Annotated in this window: 16 protein-coding genes and 1 pseudogene; 9 read left to right on the plus strand and 8 right to left on the minus strand. The window is 57.1% G+C overall.

Annotation, left to right across the window (positions count from 1 at the left end; all coding sequences use genetic code 11):
- Positions 1-50 precede the first annotated feature (50 nt).
- Both LKE13_RS08600 and gmk read left to right on the plus strand, forming a co-directional pair.
- Positions 51-941 carry a YicC/YloC family endoribonuclease gene (locus LKE13_RS08600; RefSeq protein ID WP_227950224.1) on the plus strand — a complete coding sequence of 297 codons (891 nt, stop codon included), beginning with the start codon at positions 51-53 and terminating at the stop codon, positions 939-941.
- Between the two features lie 12 nt (positions 942-953).
- Positions 954-1604, plus strand: a complete 651-nt coding sequence (gene gmk / locus LKE13_RS08605; protein WP_227950225.1) for a guanylate kinase — start codon at positions 954-956, stop codon at positions 1602-1604.
- Here gmk and rsmA read toward each other — a convergent pair.
- The 6 genes from rsmA to lptF all read right to left on the minus strand — a co-directional run bounded on the left by rsmA (position 1598) and on the right by lptF (position 9164).
- Positions 1598-2431 carry a 16S rRNA (adenine(1518)-N(6)/adenine(1519)-N(6))-dimethyltransferase RsmA gene (gene rsmA, locus LKE13_RS08610; RefSeq protein ID WP_227950226.1) on the minus strand — a complete coding sequence of 278 codons (834 nt, stop codon included), beginning with the start codon at positions 2429-2431 and terminating at the stop codon, positions 1598-1600. The two genes, gmk and rsmA, sit on opposite strands and share 7 nt — an antisense overlap.
- Positions 2424-3401 carry a 4-hydroxythreonine-4-phosphate dehydrogenase PdxA gene (gene pdxA / locus LKE13_RS08615; RefSeq protein ID WP_227950227.1) on the minus strand — a complete coding sequence of 326 codons (978 nt, stop codon included), beginning with the start codon at positions 3399-3401 and terminating at the stop codon, positions 2424-2426. The genes rsmA and pdxA overlap by 8 nt, the downstream gene beginning before the upstream one ends.
- Positions 3402-3419: 18 nt before the next feature.
- A complete protein-coding gene (locus LKE13_RS08620; protein WP_227950228.1) occupies positions 3420-4685 on the minus strand; it encodes a peptidylprolyl isomerase in 1266 nt (421 codons plus the stop codon).
- Positions 4686-4764: 79 nt separating this feature from the next.
- The gene (locus LKE13_RS08625; protein WP_227950229.1) at positions 4765-6933 is read right to left on the minus strand and encodes an LPS-assembly protein LptD; all 2169 of its coding nucleotides are present in this window, start codon (positions 6931-6933) and stop codon (positions 4765-4767) included.
- 3 nt (positions 6934-6936) lie between these two features.
- The gene (lptG, locus tag LKE13_RS08630) at positions 6937-8031 is read right to left on the minus strand and encodes an LPS export ABC transporter permease LptG (RefSeq protein WP_227950230.1); all 1095 of its coding nucleotides are present in this window, start codon (positions 8029-8031) and stop codon (positions 6937-6939) included.
- Positions 8031-9164 (minus strand): LPS export ABC transporter permease LptF, encoded by a 1134-nt coding sequence (lptF, locus tag LKE13_RS08635; protein WP_227950232.1) that lies wholly within the window; start codon positions 9162-9164, stop codon positions 8031-8033. Before lptF ends, lptG begins: the two co-directional genes overlap by 1 nt.
- A gap of 130 nt (positions 9165-9294) precedes the next feature.
- Between lptF and LKE13_RS08640 the strand changes: the two genes are divergently transcribed.
- Together LKE13_RS08640 and LKE13_RS08645 are read left to right on the plus strand one after the other, a co-directional pair.
- Positions 9295-10803, plus strand: a complete 1509-nt coding sequence (locus tag LKE13_RS08640; protein WP_227950234.1) for a leucyl aminopeptidase — start codon at positions 9295-9297, stop codon at positions 10801-10803.
- 6 nt (positions 10804-10809) lie between these two features.
- Positions 10810-11262 (plus strand): DNA polymerase III subunit chi, encoded by a 453-nt coding sequence (locus LKE13_RS08645; protein ID WP_227950236.1) that lies wholly within the window; start codon positions 10810-10812, stop codon positions 11260-11262.
- A 126-nt stretch (positions 11263-11388) separates the two neighbouring features.
- On the opposite strand, the gene LKE13_RS08650 is transcribed toward LKE13_RS08645, so the two are convergent.
- Positions 11389-11682 carry a hypothetical protein gene (locus LKE13_RS08650; RefSeq protein ID WP_227950238.1) on the minus strand — a complete coding sequence of 98 codons (294 nt, stop codon included), beginning with the start codon at positions 11680-11682 and terminating at the stop codon, positions 11389-11391.
- Between the two features lie 110 nt (positions 11683-11792).
- On the opposite strand from LKE13_RS08650, the gene LKE13_RS08655 reads away from it, so the two are divergent.
- From LKE13_RS08655 to LKE13_RS18880, 5 genes and pseudogenes are all read left to right on the plus strand, one after another.
- Positions 11793-12095, plus strand: a complete 303-nt coding sequence (locus LKE13_RS08655) for a DNA polymerase III subunit chi (RefSeq protein ID WP_265334851.1) — start codon at positions 11793-11795, stop codon at positions 12093-12095.
- Between the two features lie 11 nt (positions 12096-12106).
- A complete protein-coding gene (locus LKE13_RS08660; protein ID WP_227950240.1) occupies positions 12107-12286 on the plus strand; it encodes a hypothetical protein in 180 nt (59 codons plus the stop codon).
- 18 nt (positions 12287-12304) lie between these two features.
- A pseudogene (locus LKE13_RS18875) lies at positions 12305-12484 on the plus strand (RHS repeat-associated core domain-containing protein); the annotation flags it as partial.
- A 482-nt stretch (positions 12485-12966) separates the two neighbouring features.
- Positions 12967-13206: a hypothetical protein gene (locus LKE13_RS08670; RefSeq protein WP_227950242.1), complete on the plus strand. Its 240-nt coding sequence runs from the start codon at positions 12967-12969 to the stop codon at positions 13204-13206.
- An 82-nt stretch (positions 13207-13288) separates the two neighbouring features.
- Entirely contained in the window at positions 13289-13525 is a 237-nt protein-coding gene (locus tag LKE13_RS18880; protein WP_227950244.1) for an RHS domain-containing protein, read from the plus strand.
- Here LKE13_RS18880 and LKE13_RS08680 read toward each other — a convergent pair.
- Positions 13428-15317, minus strand: a complete 1890-nt coding sequence (locus LKE13_RS08680) for an ABC-F family ATP-binding cassette domain-containing protein (protein WP_227950245.1) — start codon at positions 15315-15317, stop codon at positions 13428-13430. The two genes, LKE13_RS18880 and LKE13_RS08680, sit on opposite strands and share 98 nt — an antisense overlap.
- Between the last annotated feature and the right edge of the window lie 74 nt (positions 15318-15391).

The following is a 15391-nucleotide window of genomic DNA, read 5'->3' on the forward strand; positions in this document are numbered from 1 at the left end:
GAAGCGGATATACAGGAACGCATATCCTGTCCCTTGCGCATGAGGCCAATTTGACCATAAACAGTATGACCGGCTTTGCCCGGGCGAGCGGCTCCTTCGACGGGGTTGGCTGGCTTTGGGAAGTGAAAAGCGTCAATGGCCGGGGGCTTGAGGCACGCTGCCGCTTACCGTCGGGCTTCGACCACCTTGAGGACAAGCTACGCAAGCTGGTCAAAGCGCGATTTGAGCGCGGCAATATTAATGTTCATCTCCAGCTTGAAAGCAGAACGGCAGGTGTGGCTTATCAGGTCAATCGGGGATTTCTCGAAGAGCTGCTCACCCTCGCCGGGCATTATGTCGATGATGATCAGGCGCGTCGCCCCCGGATGGATGGCATGCTCGCGCTGCGCGGTGTGATCGAGCCGAAGGAGGATCCCGCCGCTGATGTTGATACCGATGCCTTCACGGCGTCGCTGCTCACCTCGGCGGAGGAACTGATGGAGAGTCTGGCTGCTGCGCGCGGAGAAGAGGGGGCACAGCTTTTCCCGGTCCTGCTTGCGCAGCTCGATGAGATTGAGACGCTGGTCGGTCGCGCAGGCGAGATCACTAAAAGCTGGCCCGAGCGGGCCCGCGCCAAGATCAAGGCGCAGATGGCCCTGATCCTGGAGGCGGCGGAGTTGGATGCGGGACGGCTGGAACAGGAACTCGCGCTGTTGACGACGAAAGCGGACATCTCGGAGGAGATTGACAGGCTTACGGGCCATATCGCGGCAACGCGCGAATTGCTGGAAGGTAGCACGAAAGGCAGTGTGGGGCGACGGCTTGACTTTATCTGCCAGGAATTCAACCGCGAGGCCAACACTCTGTGTTCAAAGGCCCATGACAAAGATCTCACGCAGATCGGTCTCGATCTCAAGGTGCTGGTGGATAAAATGCGCGAGCAGGTTCAGAATATTGAGTAGGAAGAGTTAAAGATGTCACCTGAAGTTGAGACAGAGGCGCTGACGCGGCGGGGGTTGATGCTGGTACTGTCCTCTCCATCGGGAGCAGGGAAAACCACAATTTCCCGCGCACTCTTGGAAGAGGATGAGGGGCTGGTTATGTCCGTCTCTGCGACCACTCGCGCGCGCCGTCCCGGCGAAGATGAGGGCCGGGACTATTATTTTGTCGAGCCTGTCGATTTCAACCTGATGATTAATCGCGACGAACTCTTGGAATACGCAAAGGTGTTTAACCATTATTATGGCACGCCGCGCGCTCCTGTTGAGAAGGCTCTGTCAGAGGGGCATGACATCCTGTTCGATATCGACTGGCAGGGCACGCAGCAGCTCGCCCAGAAATCAGGCGATGATCTGGTGAGCATTTTCATCCTGCCGCCGTCCACCGCCGCGCTGGAAAAACGGCTCAAGACCCGGGCGCAGGACTCTGCGGAAGTGATTGCACAGCGGATGTCCAAGGCATCGGAAGAGATCAGTCATTGGCGGGAGTATGACTATGTGGTCGTCAATAAGGATGTCGATCAATGCCTTGCCGAGGTGAAGGCGATCTTGAAGGCGGAACGGCTCCGCACCCAGCGCCGGGCGGGCCTCATCGATTTCGTCAGTCGCCTGCGCGAGGGTTACTGATCGGCGTAGACCCGCGCCAGCGCGCAGAATTCCTCCACGGTGAGTTCCTCAGCCCGGCGGGTCGGGGTGATCCCGGCTTTTTCCAGCATGTCTTCCGTCGGCTTGCCGAGGGGTTTGAGGCTGGCGCGCAGCATCTTGCGACGCTGACCAAAGGCGGCGGCCACCACCCTCTCCAATATCTTCTGGTCGGCGGGGAAGGCGGGCGTGTCACGCGGGCGCAAGGTGACGACGGTGCTGGTCACCTTTGGAGGTGGAGTGAAGGCACGCGGCGAGATATCAAACTCCCGCTTTGTCTCGCACAGCCATTGGCAGAGGATGCTGAGGCGACCATAGGCCTTTGTACTTGGCACGGCCGTGATACGGTCGGAGACTTCCTTTTGGAACATTAAGGTGAGACTTGAGAACCGATCCCGTTTTCCCAGCCATTTGATCAGCAGCGGCGTCGCCACATTATAGGGCAGGTTGGCAATGATCTTCGCCTTGCCGTCAAACAGTGCGGTCTCTTCAATTTCCAATGCATCGTCATTCACCACTTCCAGACGGCCGGGATAGGCGTTTGAGATATCGGCCAAGGCGGGGAGGCAGCGGGTATCCTTCTCGATGGCGATGAGGCGTTTTGCGCCCGCGTCCAATATGGCGCGGGTCAGGCCGCCGGGGCCGGGACCAATCTCGATCACCGTCTTTCCCTCTAGTTTCCCGGCGCAGCGGGCAATGCGTCCGGTGAGATTGAGGTCGAGCAGGAAATTCTGCCCGAGTGATTTCTCCGCATTGAGGCCATATCGCGCGATCACTTCACGCAGCGGGGGGAGGGCGTCGCCCTCAGTCATTATTTTTGTCGGTCATCGCCGCCGCCATATGCATTGCCGCGATCAGGCTTGCCGGATTTGCAAGGCCTTTGCCGGCGATATCCTCCGCGGTGCCATGGTCGGGCGAGGTGCGGATGAAGGACAGGCCAAGCGTGACATTGACCCCGCCATCGAAATCGAGGGTCTTGATCGGGATCAGCGCCTGATCATGATACATGCAGATCGCCGCGTCATATTTTTCCCTCGCTGCTGCATGGAACATGCTGTCCGCCGCATAAGGCCCGGTAATATTCATCCCGTTCGTGCAGAGCTTATCTATCAGGGGGCGGAGAAGCATTTCCTCCTCGTCTCCGATGCTGCCATCCTCCCCTGCATGGGGGTTTAGCCCGGCAATCGCAAGGCGCGGATTTTCAAGCCCGAAACGACTTTTTAGGTCCGCATGGGTGGTTTCGATCACACGGGTGAGCAGATCGGCGCTTAGCTTCGCGGGCACCTCCCGGATCGGGATATGGACTGTCGCGGGCACGACTTTCAGCTTCGGACAGGCGAGCATCATCACCGACTGGCCCGGCCGCTCATCAAGTGCGGCGAGATATTCCGTATGGCCCGGATGGGTAAAGCCTGCCTCATACAGTCGCTTTTTATGGATCGGGTTGGTGACGAGGGCATGGACTTGCCGGTTCCTGCAAAGCTCGGTGCCGAGGCGAATGGCCTCAATCGTTTGCTCCGCGTCATTGAGTGTCGGATCAAGCGGGAGGAGCGGGAGTGCACCCGAAAAAACGCCGCGCGCTTCCTCCGGTGATGTGATCTCGGCCAGCGGCACTTTAGGCTCGAACGTTTCAAGCTGCGCCGCGATAACCTCCCGTCCGCCGATCAGGAAAAAGGGCGAGAGCCGTTCTTCCTTGCGGAGAGACCAGGCTTTCGCCGTAACCTCGATGCCGATCCCGTTGGGGTCGCCCATGGTGACGGCAAGGAGAGGCACATCGGTCATGATCTCACCGTCGCGCGCCTAGCGGGTCTCAATGGTCGCGGCATTATGGATATCCTGCAGATAGCCGCGTGCCCGGTTCTCGGCCCGGCGGATCAGGATTTCCTTTCGGATCTCGTTGGGGTCGTTGCTGCGTGCCTGCGGATCATCGCGGTCACAAACAACGAAAATGCGATAAAGATCTTCGTCCTGATAAGGTTCACTGACATCCCCTGTATCCATGTCTTTCAGGATTTCCTTGATATGATCCGGCATGTCACCGAGGCGCAAGCGACCGATATTCCCGCTATCAGAACTGTTCAATTCCGTCAGCAGATCAGGGAGCTGCTCGCATCCTTCGATCACGTTGCTGATGGCGGAGGCGAGATTTTTCTGCGTTGCGGCGTCCGAATTTTCTCCGCTGCCAGCCGGAACGACGATTTGCGTGATATCGAAGGTCACGTCATCAGGGTCGGTATCCAGAATTTTGCGGGATTGCTGTACCAGCAGGATATAATATCCATCGGTCGTGCGTATCGGATCAGAGACTTCCCCCGGGCGTAAGCTGGGAAGAACAGCTGCAATTTCTGGTGGGACTTCATCTTCCAGCACCCATCCGATCGACCCCCCGGAGGCGGCTGTTGCGCCCTGACTGATCTGAGCAGCGGCGCGCTGAAACGAGGCGCCGGACCGAAGCTGAGAAACAAGGTCGGCAACCGCATTGCGGACCTGAGTTTCGGGCGTGTTGGACTCAACAGGCAGATATATCTCGCTGAGCAGATATTCGCTCTTGCCCTTGTTATTTTCCAGCCGCTGTTGCACGGACTCCACTTCCTCATCCGAAATGGTAATGCGGGTCATGATCCGTTCCTGGATTACCCGGTTCCATGTCAGGTTGGCGCGAACCTGCGCCAGAATGGTCTCGATATCAACATTGCCCTGCTGGAGCATCCGGTCTATCTGGCCCGGTTCCATGCCATTGTTTTTCTCAAGGAAAGAAATCGCTTCAAACACCTGTTCATCGCTAACGGAAATATTGAACCGCGCGGCTTCCTGCATCTTCAACCGGTCGTCAATCAGCCGCGCCACGGTCGGGTTGATGAGCTGCTGGCGGGTTTCTTGTGTGTCGGGAAAGCCGGAGAGCAAAATTGTAAGCGCAATTCGCTGGTTCAGGTCATAGCCGGAAATGATCTCGTCATTAACGATAGCGACAATTTTCTGCACATCCTGCGCCAGAACTGTCGTCATGACAAACAACATAGCCATGCCTGCGAGCAGGGAGCTTTTCAACATTTGACGGATTAGCATTCTTAAAAATCTTTACGTGTTCTTACAAAAATATTCCGCCACTTTATGCAGCTAGGACATAGAATAACCTGTTCCGACCCTAGTTGAAAGGCAGCAGTCTGAATTTGACGCTGACCCGGGTTTCCGGCTCGACATCCCGGTCACGTGTGAAAGAACGTTTTGCTTCCAGTGCAAACCCGAAACATTCATCCAGATATTCAAAACCGAGTGTCCCGTCAATGGAATTACCGCTGTTGACGAGATTGCGCCGATAGCTGCCATAAACGCTCCAGAAATCGGCGACTTTTGTCTTGCCCTCGACATAGATTTCCTCGCGTTTGTCCTGTGTCAGACCATTGGGGTCATCGCGCAGGTAAACATAGCCAAGGTTGAACCAGTTGTCCGTTGTGCCCAACGCCATGGTCACCTCGTTCCGGGCAAGATAGAGGCTGTCATGATCGAGACGTACACGGTTCACGAATTGCAGATAATCGGCGGGGCGGATTTCAAGACGGGCGACATAATCTGAGAACTGATCTTCCAGACCGGTGCCGTTGGCAAAGCCGGTGTTGTCGCTGAAATTATAGCTCTGCCCGAACAGGAAGGTGGTGTACCCACCGGAGGCCCCATAGACCCCCATGTTGATGCCGTAGTTAACACGGCCACCGGTTTCTACTTCGTCGAGACCAGCATAACGGTTGGAGCCGAACAGGTTTGTATCGTCAAATTCAAAGCTGAGGCTGTCCTCGTTCGGGGTGTCTTTATCCCCAATTACATCGGACCAGACAGCCTCGACAATTGGTTCGACCAGTTGGCGAATGGAGCCGGACTGGCGGACAAAGGGATAGCGCCATTCAATTGAGGCGGAGGGGACAACGCGGCCATAGAAGTCATTCTGGTCCGTCGCGCTGGAGGGATCATCCGGATTGGCGAGGATATCATGAGCATAATAAAGATCACCGCGGAGCGACGTATCGAAGGTGATGACCTGGCCGTTCGCCGTGGTGTAGGGAACGTGATATCCGCCCTCCAGCGAGAAGCGGTCAGTGTCTTGCCCATCGGTCCGGTATATCGCAAGGGCATCGGCATCGGCGCTGAACCGGCCACCAAAGGAATTAGGCTCACCAACATAGGAATAGTTCCACCAGGCGGGCACAACCGGGGTCTCGCCCGAGACATCTTCTTCGGTCAGCCCCTGAAAACTATAGGCGCTAAGGAGCGAGAAATTTCGGCCCCGCTGTCCTTGCAGATAGACGGTCGAGGTCAAGGTGTCGTCATCGCTGATGTCGTATTTATCGAGATAGGTATCGTTAGTCGTGCGGAAAACATCGAAGCCCCAAATCCATCCGTCATCAATTTTGAACTGGCCGTCGCCGCGAATATGTCCCTGAAACTCGTCATCCCCGGTCTCTATATTGTTATCGTCCACTTCCTCGACATAGGTGAGGGAGCCGTCAATCTTGAAGTTGCCGCTCTCGACCGCCTGACGATATTCCGCCGCCATCTGCAACCCTTCCTTGGTGGTCAGTGTCGGCGTAACGGTCAGGTCTTTGTCTTCGGAAATGACATAGTAATAGGGAATGCTGATGCCATAGCCGAGGGTGGATGAATCAAACACTGTGGGTGCGAGGAAGCCGCTCTCGCGATCGACCGTCGGGTCGGGATGAGAGAAATAGGGGGTATAGGCAATCGGTACGCCGAAGAATTCCAGAAAGGCGTTGCGATAGGTGATGGTTTTTTCCGACCGGTCATGAATAACCTTTTCGGATTTGATCTGCCAGATCGGCGCGCGCTCCGGATCCTCGCGGCAGGGCTCACAGCTTGTAAAAACAGCCTTTGTCATGACTGTTCGGTTTTCATTCTCACGCACCGCGTCATGGGCGGCGAGGCGGGAATTATCGGTGAAGAGGAGCTTGAAATCCCGGATCGCCCCGGTTTTGAGTTCGTTCTCAAGCTCCATATTATCCGCAAACAGGACGTTGCCCGTCGGGTCCACCAGAACGACATTCCCGTCTGCCCGGACCGTATCAGTGGCAATGTCATAAATCAGTCTGTCGGATTTCAAAATGCGATCACCCTGCACAATCTCGACGTTGCCGGTGGCTTCGACCCGTTGCTCGGCGTTGAAATACGTCACCTCATCCGCGCTGAGGAGGGCTTCCTTGGAAAGATCGAGCTCGTCCGACGGCGCTTCCTGCCCGACGGCGACGCTGATCGGGGCGGGTAGCAGCAGAAGCGCTGCAAGGGAAAGAGGCATCATCCGCCGCATTTTCTAGCCATCCTCCAGATGAAACATCATGGCCAGCCCGAACAAGGTGATGGCCACGGCGGGAATCCAGGCGGAGAAAATGATTGGCAGACTCCCCGACAATCCCAACGCATAGATAATATCCGTCATGAAATAAAATACAAAGCCGGTGGTAATGCCGCCGAGCACCATCAACACGGTGCGACCCTGCCGTAAGGTACGCAACGAGAAGGTCGCGGCGACCAGCACCATGGCCAGCATCAGGATCGGTCCCGCCATCAGGCTGTACCAATGCAGACGGTGGCGATCACCAGAAAAACCGGCGAGTTCCAATGTCTCGATAAAACCGGGGAGGTCCCAGAACGAGAGCGTCGCCGGGGAGGCAAAGCTTTCCTGAATTTGCAGGACCGTAAGTGTTGTCGGCAGTTCCAGTTTGTCGCGCCGCTCCGCCGGTTTGTTGGGGCCGGTGATCACGACATTATCGAGTTCCCAGTATCCCGGATGGAGCCGTGCCTGATCGGCATCGATCCGGCCGGTAAACTGGTCTTCGGGGTCATACTCGAAAATGATGACGTCCGTCAGGTCGAGACCGCGGTTGATGGCCCCGCGCGCATGAATGACCGACAAGCCGTCCTCGTCCAGCTGCCTGAGCCAGAGATCGTTGGTGGAGAGGGTCAGCAGGTTCGATTTCGTCTCGAAATATTTCGCCTCCATCCGGTCGTTACGGGCTTGCATCTCGGCGGCGATGGGATTGATCACGGTCAGGACCAGCAAACCGACGATAAAGGCAATGAAGAGAGAGGGGAAAAGAAATTGCCAGACCGACACCCCGGTTGCGCGGATGACGGTGAGTTCGCTGGATTTCGACAGACGGAAGAAGGTCAGCATACCTCCGAACAGCGCGATAAAAGGCAGCAGTTTCAGCGCCAATGTCGGAATGCGCAGCAGCACCATCTCCAGCAGGATGAAGATCGTGATATCGCCGCGATCACCGCCCCGGCGCAATGCCTCGATAAAATCGGCGAGGAACACAATAGTCATCAGCACGCCGAAAATAACGGCGACATTCTTGATGAACTGCTTGGCAAGGTAGATGGAAAGCGTTTCAGGTAACAACATCAACCGGGCTCCCCACTGGGCAAGCTATCCGGCGGCGCTTTGCTGTCAAGGAATGGCACCCGCCCGCCGCTGGCGAGATAGGCCGCCCCGAGCGAGACAATAACGGGGAGCAAATAGAGGGTGGTTGTGACCAGTACCGGCTGCACAGTCGCCCGGAACAGCGCCATCGCCCCGATCAACAGCAGCACCCCGACAGCGGCGGCAATGGTCATGCGTGTCGCCCGGCCCCGGCGGGTAAATTCCCCACCCATCACCCCGGCAAGCGCAATCATGACAAGCGCCACCGCATAGAGTGGCAGCACGATGCGCTGGTTAAGTTCCGCCGTCAGCTTGTGCATTTCCTGCGTAACTCGCTCACTGTCTTCCGGTTTAACCAGCTCCCAGATATAGCGATGTTCCGGCGAGAGCCAGCGGGCGCCGCTCTTCTTCTCGAACTGGCTGATATCGAGGGTATATTGATCGAAATAGAGCAGGCTGAGCTTGGCATCCTCTTTCGAGACTTCCTGCAAGTTCCCGGCGTTCATGATAAAACGCGGACCTTCCTCGGTCTTCACGAAGGCCCCGCGCTCGGCCATATAGGTCACGGGTTTTTCCGGTACCCGCTCGTCATGCACCAGAATACCCAGCATCTCGCCCGCAGGTGTTTTTTCACGGATATAGACGGTTACGCCATCGGTGAGGGTGTTGAACACGCCCTCGCGCAGCACCACAGCGGCAAGGCTGTCCTGCCAGGCAACCCGCAGTTCAGTCACTGTCCGGTTGCCGTAGGGCACAAGGATAAACCCAAGAAAATACATCACCAGCGCAACAATCAGCGCGAGATAAATCGCGGGCTTTATGAGTGCCGATTTGCTGAGGCCCGCCGCCCACATCACGATCAATTCGCTGTCCGAATACAGCTTGTTAAAGGCGAACAGGGTTCCGAAGAAAAGGCCGAGCAGCAAGGTATAACGGAGGATCTCCGGCAACAGCAGCAGCGAGAGATAGAGAAAGGTCGAAACCGGCAAACCGTTAATCAGCTTTTCGACGAACTTGAGCGACTGAGACAGCCAGATCACCCCGGTCAACGAAAAGGTTATGAAGAGCATGGGAACGGCCAATTGCTTCATAATATAACGGTTAATATTTTTCATGGGGGGGAGTATAGCGATAGTTTTGCTTGTTGCCAGTCAGGAAAGGACGCGCTATGAAAAATATTACGCATACATAGTTGATGACGCTCGGTATTGCTGAGTCAAATTCTAAAAACAATAGGAATTTTCCATGAAGTTCGCATTTTCTGAAATCTCCCTCCCCAAACGCGGGTCACTCGCCGTCGCGATCTATGCCGACAATGCCTTCTCCCCAACGGCAGAGGATGTGGACAAGAAAACAGGCGGCGCGCTCACGCGGGCGCTGGAAACCAGCCGGTTCAAGGGCAAGAAAGGCGACTTTCTGGAAATCATGGCACCGAACGGTCTGGAAGTTTCCCGCGTGATCCTGTTCGGCCTTGGCGAGGTGGAAAAGCTGGGCCAGACGGATATGGAAACATTGGGCGGATCGCTGGTGAAGCGTCTGAACACGTCCGGCGCACGAAGTGTGACGGTCATCCTTGATGAGTTGAACGCCGATGAGATCAAGACGAACGAGGCGGCGGCCTCTGTCGCGGCGGGCGCGATGATGGGCTCCTATCGGTTTCAGAAATACAAGACCGATATCGATGACGCGAAGGAGCCGACACTCACGCGAATGACTGTGTCCTGCAAGGGCTCGGCGACCGCGCGTAAAGCCTTCGCTGATCAGGAAGCGCTGGTCGAGGGGGTCTTTCTCACCCGCGATCTGGTGAGCGAGCCGGCGAACACGCTCTATCCGCAAAGCTTCGCAGATCGCTGCCTTGAGCTTACCGACATGGGCGTTCATGTGGAAATTCTCGATGAGGCGAAGATGGAGCGGCTCGGCATGGGCGCGCTGCTCGGTGTGGGGCAGGGCTCCCGCCGCGACAGCCGCATGGTCATCATGCAGTGGAATGGCGCAACCGGCAAGAAAGCCAACCGCAAGCCGCTCGCCTTCGTCGGCAAGGGTGTTTGCTTTGATACTGGCGGCATCTCGCTGAAACCCGGCCCCGGCATGGAAGAAATGAAGTGGGATATGGGCGGCGCGGGCACGGTCACCGGCCTGATGAAGGCGCTGGCGGGTCGTAAGGCCAAGGTCAACGTGGTCGGTGTCATCGGCCTCGTCGAGAATATGCCAGACGGCAATGCTCAGCGGCCGGGCGATATCGTCACCTCCATGTCCGGGCAGACGATCGAGATTTTGAACACCGACGCGGAGGGCCGCCTCGTGCTTGCCGATGCGCTCTGGTACACGCAGGACCGGTTCAAGCCGGAATTCATGGTTGATCTTGCGACGCTGACCGGCGCCATCATCATCGCGCTCGGCCATGAAAACGCCGGGTTGTTCTCCAACAGTGACGAGCTTTCCGAGCAGATTTTTGAGGCCGGCAAGGCCGTGGGCGAGGGGGTCTGGCGCTTTCCTCTATCCGACGCCTATGCCAAACAGACGAAATCGCCGATTGCGGATTTGCAGAATATCGGTACCGGCGGGCGCGGCGCGGGCTCCATCGTCGCCGCCGAGTTCCTGCAAAAATTCGTCAACGACGTGCCGTGGGTCCATCTCGATATCGCCGGCATGGCCTGGTCGAAGGCCGACAAGCCGACGGTGCCAAAGGGCGGCACGGGCTATGGCGTCCGCCTGCTCGACAAGTTCGTGCGGGATAATTACGAGGGCAAATAGAGCTCCGTGACCGAGGTCAGCTTCTATCACCTGCAATCGGACCCGATCGAGCGGGCGCTCCCGCGTCTGCTCGAAAAGGTGACGGAGCGCGGCTTTCGTGTGATTGTGCGCGGGGTGACGGAGGAACGGCTGGAGATACTGGATGAGGCGCTCTGGACCTACCGGGGCGAGAGTTTCCTGCCCCATGCGCGCGACGAGTCCGGCCTCGATCCCGCGGCGCAGCCGATCCTGCTCACCCTCTCGGGCGAGGGGAATGCCAATGCCGCCACCGTCCTCGTCCTGACCGAGGATGCCGCGGCGGACGACCTCACAAAATTTGAGCGTTGCCTCTATATGTTCGACGGCAATGACGAGTTCGCGCTAACGGCGGCCCGCACCCGCTGGAAAGCCTTCAAGGAGGGCGACATTCCTGTCAGCTACTATCAGCAGACAGAGGCGGGGTGGGAGAAAAAGGCGTGAGGGGGCATTGATGACATGATAGAGCCGCTTAAAAATTCCACTCCCGTCATTTCAAGCACGAACTCACTCTGAGCCTGCCAATAAGCGCCGTTTCTGGCAGCCTTTGGCAGGATCATGATTGCCTGATCAATCGTCCGTCGGTACCGAATGGGGCAACTGGCGCGTACTACCGGCGAGAATCTCTGCCATCAGCGTCTGAGCATCGGGTTTCTGATACTTTACAAACGGTTCCTTGGCGTCCGGAGCATGGCACATGCCGATCGCTTTCCAATAGTCGGCGACCGTGCATTCCTGCAGCCACCCGTCAAAGCACATAGTTGTTCCCTGCGGGTAATACCCGCCCTGATATAGGCATGCAGCGGATGCCGGACCCGCCGCCAACCCGGAAAGCACAATTGCGACAGCCGCTACCTTTTGCATCGTCCGTATCTCCCGTAAATATAGTTACATCTAATCTGATATTTCTCATATGCTCTTCTAATAATATTCAAACATAGGTCAACTCAGGCACTGATGGAAGCACTTTCGCTCTGCGGCCATCCGACAGCTTCCTGCCCTATGCGCTGGCGGGGGAGGGCGTCGATCCGGCGGCGCAGCCGGTCCTGTTGACCCGGGCGACGGAGGGGAACGCGAACGGCGCCGCGGTGCTGGTGCTGATCGAGGATGCCCCCGCCGCCGACCTCGCGACGTTCGACCGCTGCCTCTATCTCTTCGACGGCGAGGACGAGGCCTCCCTCACCGCCGCCCGCGCGCGCTGGCGCGAACTGAAAGACGGCGACATCCCGGTCAGCTACTACCAGCAGACGGAGGCGGGCTGGAAGAAAATGGCGTGAGGAGAATTTATGTGCGGGGCGCGCCCCGTCGCTTCGGCCATGCGCGGATGGACGTGATCCGCCACCGCGACCGGACGTTCTTCCACTCCCACCAGTTCAAGCACGAACTGATCCTCTTCGCCTTCTTCCTCGTCGCCCTCTACGCCTATTTCGAACTGATCTCATCGCTGGGGATTGAGGATAAGATTTAGGGGTGTTAAGGGGGTAGAGGCCAGCGGCTGGAGGCGGAGACGGGCCTTCACTACAACTATTTCCGCGACTATGACCCGACCACGGGCCGCTACCTGCAGAGCGACCCCATTGGCCTTGCGGGCGGCATTAATACCTATGGCTATGTCAGCGGCAATCCGGTCAATTATGTGGATCCGACGGGCGAGTTTGCTTGTGGAGGTGTCTGTCTTGCCTTGGCCGGGGCCGCCGTTGGTGTGGGGATTGACTACCTCTTGGAGCTTCATGAAAATAATTGGGAGCCCAAATGTGTTAATTTATTCGAATTCGCTAAGGAAGAAGCGCCATGGTTACTGCTGCCTGTGGCAGCTAAAGGTGTAAAATACGCTAAAACACTTTGGAAAGCGGCGAAGAAGACAGAAAAAGTTAGCGACCCGCTAAAAAATAAAATACCTCAACCTACCAAGCATGGTCTGAATCAAAAAATAAACAGAGGCGTCAAATCTGTGGATGAGCTTGATGCGCTAAAAAATCCATTAACTAAAGGGCCAATTAGATATGATTCTATGGGACGTCCTAGTCAACGGTATGTTGGGCAGAAAGCAGAAGTGGTAATTAATCCCAACACAAATAAGGTGATTTCTGTTAATCCAACTTCGACGAAGAAAGCGACGCGTTTGCTACGACAGATGGAAGGTAAGTAATGATAAAAATAAATCACGATGATGTAAAAATTATGCTGAGAATTCCTCAATTAACACCCGATTTACGTAAAATTTTGGTTTCTATTCCAGATGGTGGAAATATTTCAAATGAACAGGCGGATGAACTACGTGATATAGTTGGAGAACGTTTAACGGAAATTGGTTTTGACGAAAACTATGAAGTAAATGAGGAAGGAAAGAAATTCGAAGACCTAATAGATAAGCTTTTTACCGGATGATCTTGGATGACATGTACTAAGTGACGATCTGCCCTCGGTCTTTGCCGACGCGATCAGGCTGGTCTCCAACGACGGGGAGGAGATGAATTTCGTCCATCCCGATCATCTGGGCGCGCCGCAGAAGATGACGGATGTGGATCGCAATATCGTCTGGGATGCGAGCTTCCTGCCCTTTGGCGAGGAGGACAGCCTCATCGGCTCCGCCGCCAACAATAACCGCTCTAAGCCGCGCCGAGTTCTTCCAGTTCTTCCGTCAGCGCGAGCCATTTTTCTTCCGCCTCGGCGAGGTCCGCTTTCAGGCGGCCGATCTGGCCGGTGAGTTTGGCCTGATAGTCCGTGCCCTTGTCGTAGGTGGCGGGGTCGGCGAGTTCGGTTTCCAGCGCGGCCTGCCGGGAGGCGAGGGCCTGCATCAGCTGCTCGAGCTTTTTCACCTCCTGCCGCTTGGGACCGAGGGCGGCGCGGGCGGCGGCGCGGGCCTTGCGGGCCTCCTTGCCGGAGAGCTTCGGCGCGCCTGTCTCGGCGCCCGGTTTGCGGCCATTGCCGCCGCGCCCGGCGTCCAGAATCTCTTTCTTGTAATCCTCGATATCGCCGTCATAGGCATGCACGCCGCCATCCTTGACCAGCCAGAGCCGGTCGGCGACGAGGGAGACGAGATGCGGATCATGGCTGATCAGCAGCACCGCGCCCTCATATTCGTTGAGGCCCTGGATCAGCGCCTCCCGACTGTCGACATCGAGATGGTTGGTCGGCTCGTCAAGGATCAGCAGATGCGGCTTTTCCTCCGCGATCAGGCAGAAGTTGAGCCGCGCCTTCTCGCCGCCCGAAAGCTGCTTGACGGGCGTGTCGGTCTTCTGGCGGGTGAAGCCGAACTGGCCGAGACGGGCGCGCACCTTTGACTCTTGCGCATTCTCCATCTTCGCGGCGAGATGCTGGTAGGCGGTTTCGTTCTCATGCATTTCGTCGAGCTGATGCTGCGCGAAGAAGCCGATTTTCAGCTTGTTCGATTTCTGCATATTCCCGGTTTCGGGTTGCAGCCGGTTGGCGAGCAATTTCGCGAAGGTCGACTTGCCGTTGCCGTTGGAGCCCAGCAGCGCGATGCGGTCATCCATGTCGATGCGCAGGTCAAGGCCGCGCAGGACTGGCTTTCCGGGCTCATAACCGACGGCGCAATGCTCCATTGTGATAATGGGGGAGGAGAGCGGCTCAGGCGCGTGGAAGGTCAGGCTTGCCGTATGTTCATCGACAATGCCGACGACGGGCTTCATCTTCTCCAGCATCTTCACGCGGCTCTGCGCCTGTCGTGCCTTTGACGCCTTGGCGCGGAAGCGATCGACAAAGCTCTGCAGATGCTTGCGCTGCGTTTCCTGCTTGCGGGCCATGCCGGCCAGAAGCTCCATCTGCTCGCGGCGGGTTTTCTCGAAGAAATCGTAGTTACCGGTGTATTTGACGAGCTTCATCTGGTCGAGATGGGCAATCTCCGTCACCACGTTATTCAGCAGGTCCTTGTCATGGCTGATGATGACGAGGGTGCGCTGATACCCGCGGAGGAAATTCTCCAGCCACAGCGTCGCCTCCAGATCGAGATAGTTGCTCGGCTCATCAAGGAGGAGCAGGTCGGGTTCCGCAAACAGCGTACCCGCGAGCGCGACACGCGTCCGCCAACCGCCGGAGAAGGAGGAGCAGGAGCGCTGCTGCGCCTCATGATCGAAGCCAAGGCCAGCGAGGATTTTTGCCGCCCGTGCCTCCGCCGTGTGGGCGTCGATATCGGCAAGGCGGGTGTGGATCTCGGCAATGCGCATGCCATCGGTGGCGGTCTCCGCCTCCTTCATCAGGCGCGCCCGCTCGACATCGGCGGCGAGTACGGCCTCGATCAGGCTTTCCGGACCGCCCGGCGCTTCCTGCGGCAGGACACCAAGGCGCGCACCATTGCGCAGCTCTATCGTGCCGCCATCCTGCTGGATTTCATGGGTGATCATCTTGAGCAGCGTTGACTTGCCGGTGCCGTTGCGCCCGATCAGGCCAAATTTATGCCCGACCGGAATATGCAGCGAGGCATTTTCCAGCAGTGTACGTCCGGCGATGCGGTATGTCAGATCTTTGATTTGAAGCATGGGGCACTCTCTAACAGAAAGCGCGCCCGCCCGAAAGCCGGAAAATCGCCTATAGACGCGAATTCGGAGCGTTC

This window comes from Sneathiella sp. HT1-7 (assembly GCF_020731145.1).
GTDB lineage: Bacteria > Pseudomonadota > Alphaproteobacteria > Sneathiellales > Sneathiellaceae > Sneathiella.

Bases quoted from the DNA above. Each gene is read 5' to 3' on its own strand.
- gmk (WP_227950225.1), top strand. From the start codon at position 954: ATGTCACCTGAAGTTGAGACAGAGGCGCTGACGCGGCGGGGGTTGATG.
- rsmA (WP_227950226.1), bottom strand. From the start codon at position 2,431: ATGACTGAGGGCGACGCCCTCCCCCCGCTGCGTGAAGTGATCGCGCGA.
- pdxA (WP_227950227.1), bottom strand. From the start codon at position 3,401: ATGACCGATGTGCCTCTCCTTGCCGTCACCATGGGCGACCCCAACGGG.
- LKE13_RS08620 (WP_227950228.1), bottom strand. From the start codon at position 4,685: ATGCTAATCCGTCAAATGTTGAAAAGCTCCCTGCTCGCAGGCATGGCT.
- LKE13_RS08625 (WP_227950229.1), bottom strand. From the start codon at position 6,933: ATGCGGCGGATGATGCCTCTTTCCCTTGCAGCGCTTCTGCTGCTACCC.
- lptG (WP_227950230.1), bottom strand. From the start codon at position 8,031: ATGTTGTTACCTGAAACGCTTTCCATCTACCTTGCCAAGCAGTTCATC.
- lptF (WP_227950232.1), bottom strand. From the start codon at position 9,164: ATGAAAAATATTAACCGTTATATTATGAAGCAATTGGCCGTTCCCATG.
- LKE13_RS08640 (WP_227950234.1), top strand. From the start codon at position 9,295: ATGAAGTTCGCATTTTCTGAAATCTCCCTCCCCAAACGCGGGTCACTC.
- LKE13_RS08650 (WP_227950238.1), bottom strand. From the start codon at position 11,682: ATGCAAAAGGTAGCGGCTGTCGCAATTGTGCTTTCCGGGTTGGCGGCG.
- LKE13_RS08670 (WP_227950242.1), top strand. From the start codon at position 12,967: ATGATAAAAATAAATCACGATGATGTAAAAATTATGCTGAGAATTCCT.
- LKE13_RS18880 (WP_227950244.1), top strand. From the start codon at position 13,289: ATGAATTTCGTCCATCCCGATCATCTGGGCGCGCCGCAGAAGATGACG.
- LKE13_RS08680 (WP_227950245.1), bottom strand. From the start codon at position 15,317: ATGCTTCAAATCAAAGATCTGACATACCGCATCGCCGGACGTACACTG.